The sequence below is a fragment of the Fusibacter sp. genome (genome assembly GCF_057447755.1).
In genome coordinates, this window is sequence record NZ_JBVBZF010000280.1 from 1 (window position 1) to 4,626 (window position 4,626).

Sequence of the window (4,626 nt, forward strand, 5' to 3'; positions counted from 1 at the left end):
AACACCTTTAAATTCACCACCGATACCCCTATTGTGTCATCGGGTGTAGCTTATAGGACGGTTGGCTTTAAAGCACATTTTAATTCCAATGGTAAAGATTATGAAGCTTATTTCACTATGAAACAATTTGAAACGTCAGAACCTTATCCCAAACTCGGTAGAATGTGGACAACCAACTATTTCAGAGTTCCTTTAAGTGGTGATAATGCGGTGAAATCCGATGGCACAACACCAATTTACGAATCCTTTGACCGTTCCTATACCGACCCTGTAGATCGTGAAAATATCGCTGCTTTTTTCGCTAATAATAACACCATCTACCTCGATGGGATATTTACAAAAGTTTATAATGGCGTTGAAAAAGGCACTTTCACAGTGGGGACAGATGGTAAGCCAAACCCACAAGGTACTATATGGATGACCAAGCAAGATATCTTAGGGTCTGAAATTGAATGGACCAAGTCAACTCAATCAGCCATAGAAACCTATTACAATATTCCACTTGGTTACGTGGCACAACCAGTAGGGGATTTAAAGCCAGTCATTTCTAGACTTGATGAAAACAATCAAAGCGTGGTTGAACCTAGTGGTGTTTATACCTTCAAAGAGGGTGAGCCAATCAATCTTGTCGGGGTAGAATCTACATTCCCAAATAAGACTGTACCACTTGGTTACAAGTGGCGTTATAAAAAACAAGGGGCGTCAACCTTCGCGACAATTAATCCTGTGAGTACCCCATCTTCTGTAATGCCAAGCACGCTTGAAGTGGGGACGTATACCGTTGAACTTGAAACTACAGCGACTTATGAAAGACCGTGGGACTCAACACCAGTGACAAAGTCCTCAACTGAAAATAAAAACCCACCTAAAGTTGCTACTGCTACACTTGTAATTGAAAAGAACCCCGAACCGATGGCAACAGCGGTCATAAGTTCGCCAAGTGAAATTATGCTTGATGATTTACAAAATACGGTGAGTATACCAGTAACCTTAAATACAGGGGTACTCAATGTTGAACCGACGGACATTTTATCGGTAGAACTTCAAATATCAACTTTTGAAAAAGACCAAACGAGGTCACAGACCTTTTTTCCAAGTCTTAACCAAAGTATGTCTCACAGCTTCACCATTGCTTATAATGGGACACCTAAGAATCAATGGTTTGAAGGGAAGGCGATTGTAAACCTAAAAGGTGGGGGCGTTATTGAATCGCCACTTGTTAAGTGTTCAACCTATCTTTTTAAGACAAACAATAATTTGCCACCAGTCCCAATTTTAAAAGCACCCGAAGAAACCCTTGTAGGTAGTGTGTATATTTCGGGATCTCAATCGTTTGATGTTGATGGCAATATCGTTTTGTATGACTTCTCAATACCAAGTATCGGATTTTATCAAGAGGACACAAAATCGTCCTGTTTTCCAACGTTTATGGGAACTGGAAACTTTCAAGTGATTATGGGTGTTACAGATGATGACGGTGCAAGAAGTGAAACCAGTCAATATATAAAGGTCACACCAGTACCGCCGTCAATTGAACTCACCAGTGTTGGCTTTTATAAAGAAAATCGTAAAATTACCCTTAAAGCCATGAACTGGACGGAATCCATGAGTGCGGTTGGTGAAAATTACAATTGGACCATTAAACCAATGGACGTCACTAATCCACAGAGTAATGTTAAGATGGTGTCTACGCATGGCAAGCAGATTGATGTCCTTATGAAAAAAGCGGGCAAGTATCTTGTGACCTGTACAGGGAAAAATACTTATAATCTATCTGATACTAAAACTATGATTCTCAATGTGGTTGAGGATAAAGCCCCTATTATGGTGGTTGACTCTACCAATCCAAAATTTAGAGACGGTACGAGGATTGCCACAGTAAAAGCCTATGACCATTCTTATTCGAACGATGGCGATTTTATAAAGAGTCGAACATGGTCATATAAGTTCGATAGTGACAATGATGGTAGCTTTGCAGATGAAACTGCTGTTGCGCTTAAATCCACAAGTGATTACACAGATGATTTTGTGTCCTTCAATGTCAGTTCTGTTGGGCGTTATGAAATATCTTTATCAGTTACAGAGGATTTCGGGCAACCGACCATTTCAAGTTACATCACATCGGCAGACTATAGAACTGGCACGACAAAGAACGTGATCACGATTGATAATTATAAACCAATCGTCAGCTTCATGGCAGTGAAGGAACAGAAAATTGATATTGATGTAATGACAGATTATGAGGGTCAAGACTTACTTGATCTTGAAACAAGACTTAATACGATGGTGAATGAAGGTTATGAGAATTTTTTAAATGTTAAGTTCAATATCATATCAGATAAAAAGTACGTGGGAAGATATATACACCAAGATGCCGAAGGTTATACTAACGTCATGAACCAAGACACACCCAAATACCCTGTGGCGAACTGGAATGGCCTTATTGAGTACAGTGATAACTCTTACACGGTAACTCAATCTACAACAAGACTTTATACGAACATGACGGAAACGACCAATGGAACTTTCCCGTCAAGAATAAAAGCGAGTTATATGTTTAATGGCAATCAAGGACGCTTTTTCTTGCTTGAAAACGGCGATGTTTACATGATTGGAACTGTTTCGGGAAATAACATTGGATTTTATGGACATAGTGCAATGTGGGCTATGTCACCAAGAAAGATACTATCCGACATTAAGCAGATAGAAGGTGGCGATAACCGTTACTATTTCTTATCAAATACAGGCAAGGTTTATGCATTTGGTAGAACCGTTCAAACCTTTGAACAAAATGGATCATACTTCACGGCTGTTTATAATCGCTGTGATCTTTCTAAAACTTTACCAGTAATTCAAGACCCTTATGGTGGTAATCCATATTCAGGGGGTCAAACGTATGATAGCATAATCGGTACTGGTTTATTTTCTCCTGTACAGCTCACACAATTTTCAAGCATAGATTATATTTGGAGTAATGGGACTGCATTTGTAGCAAGAAAGACAGATGGGTCATGGAAAGGCTTTGGTCAAGGTTTAAATGGGTTTGGTTATCCTACTGGATATGTAAATACCCCCCCTACCTCTTTAGGAAGCACTTCGTATAAATCAATAAGTTTATCTTCTGCCATGACATATTACTATGACAATCAAAATACGGTAGTAGATATTACAAACTTAACAAATCTTGATCGGGCAATTGGTGGTATTGCCAAAATAGAACCCAATAAAGCCTATGCAAAAAACGGTGATGTATACGAATTTAAAGAGACTCCAAATGCTCTATTTGGAAAAGAATATTTTGCAAACAAAGATGATATACCAAACGATGGAAGAACTTATTCAATTGAATATCAATATACCTATTACGACTACACACTTCAAAAGTACATTACCACCGTGACTGTGTTCTACCCAGTTCAGGTCATATCTTCTCAATTCACTTATAACAAAATTGACACTTGGTCAAGTCTTGCGAATGACCGTGTGATAACGTATCAATATTTTAGTCCTGATACAATAAATTCAAGTGGTGTTAGTGGTGTGCCATATCTTGATTATGCTACAGTACAACCTAAAGTTATGTATCAATCGAGATTTAGCACTGCACCTACTATTCCCCCTAAATCAAATTACTTTTGGATTGATCCTATCAACTCGACGGTATTTGATTACAAACTTGTTGCCTATGTGACAAACTACACCTACTCAAATAGGGTCTATAATCCACATGTTTTATGGTGGGAAGATGACGAAGAAGGGGATGAATACGGACCGGGCTATGATTATTATTACACGCCATCATATGGACCAAAAGTGTTAGTCAAAGAGTCTCAATATTTAGCAGGGTGGAAAACCTATGCTGTTGATGCATCAAAAATCACGACAAGCACACATAGGGATGGTGCATCTAAATATCTCTTATATTTAGCTAAGAACGATTCTTTTAAAAAGGTGAGTAAGGACATTGAAAATTATATTAAAGACGAGGATATGGCTGTAAGAGTGTCTACAAAGGCTTCTTATGTGGATGACTATTCCGTTAATCTTGATTCAGAAACAAACCTTAGAAACTTGATAAATGTCAACACTAAAGGCAAGCAGTATGGTGAGGACGCTATTGAACTGATGATCGCTGACATTCTTTCTGAGAATAAGGTCAATTTTGCACCCGATGGTGGAACTTATGTCATCTTAGGTGAGGACACCATCACGTATGATCAATTTTATAGAGATATCGAAAACGACCCTAAATTATCAGAGCAATCAAAGGCAATCCATGACAGCACCTTTTATAAAAACTCGATGGGCGTATCGGTATACCACAATCAGCTTAGAACTGTACCACTTACGACTTTTGATAAAGTCGGTAAGTTCGAAATTCAGTATAAGGCAACTGATAAGCCAAGTACAAATTTTAGGTTTGCAGAGTTTAATAGAACGTCTGATGAAGAAACTTTAAAAGTCTATGTTCATAGGAGACCAATTGCAGACTTTGACATTAACTACAACTATCAACTTTCCAATATTGGCATAAGCATGAATAACCAGTCTTATGACCTTGACCATCAAGGGGAAAGCGGTAATGGCATTGCAAAATCTACGTGGGCTTATCGTAAAAACGGCGCC

General features: G+C 38.5%; 1 protein-coding gene. It reads left to right on the plus strand.

Annotation, left to right across the window (positions count from 1 at the left end; genetic code table 11):
- Positions 1-33 precede the first annotated feature (33 nt).
- Positions 34-4,626, plus strand: a 4,593-nt coding sequence (locus AC220I_RS18450; RefSeq protein ID WP_486725334.1) for a hypothetical protein, incomplete at its 3' end; no start/stop codon positions are given.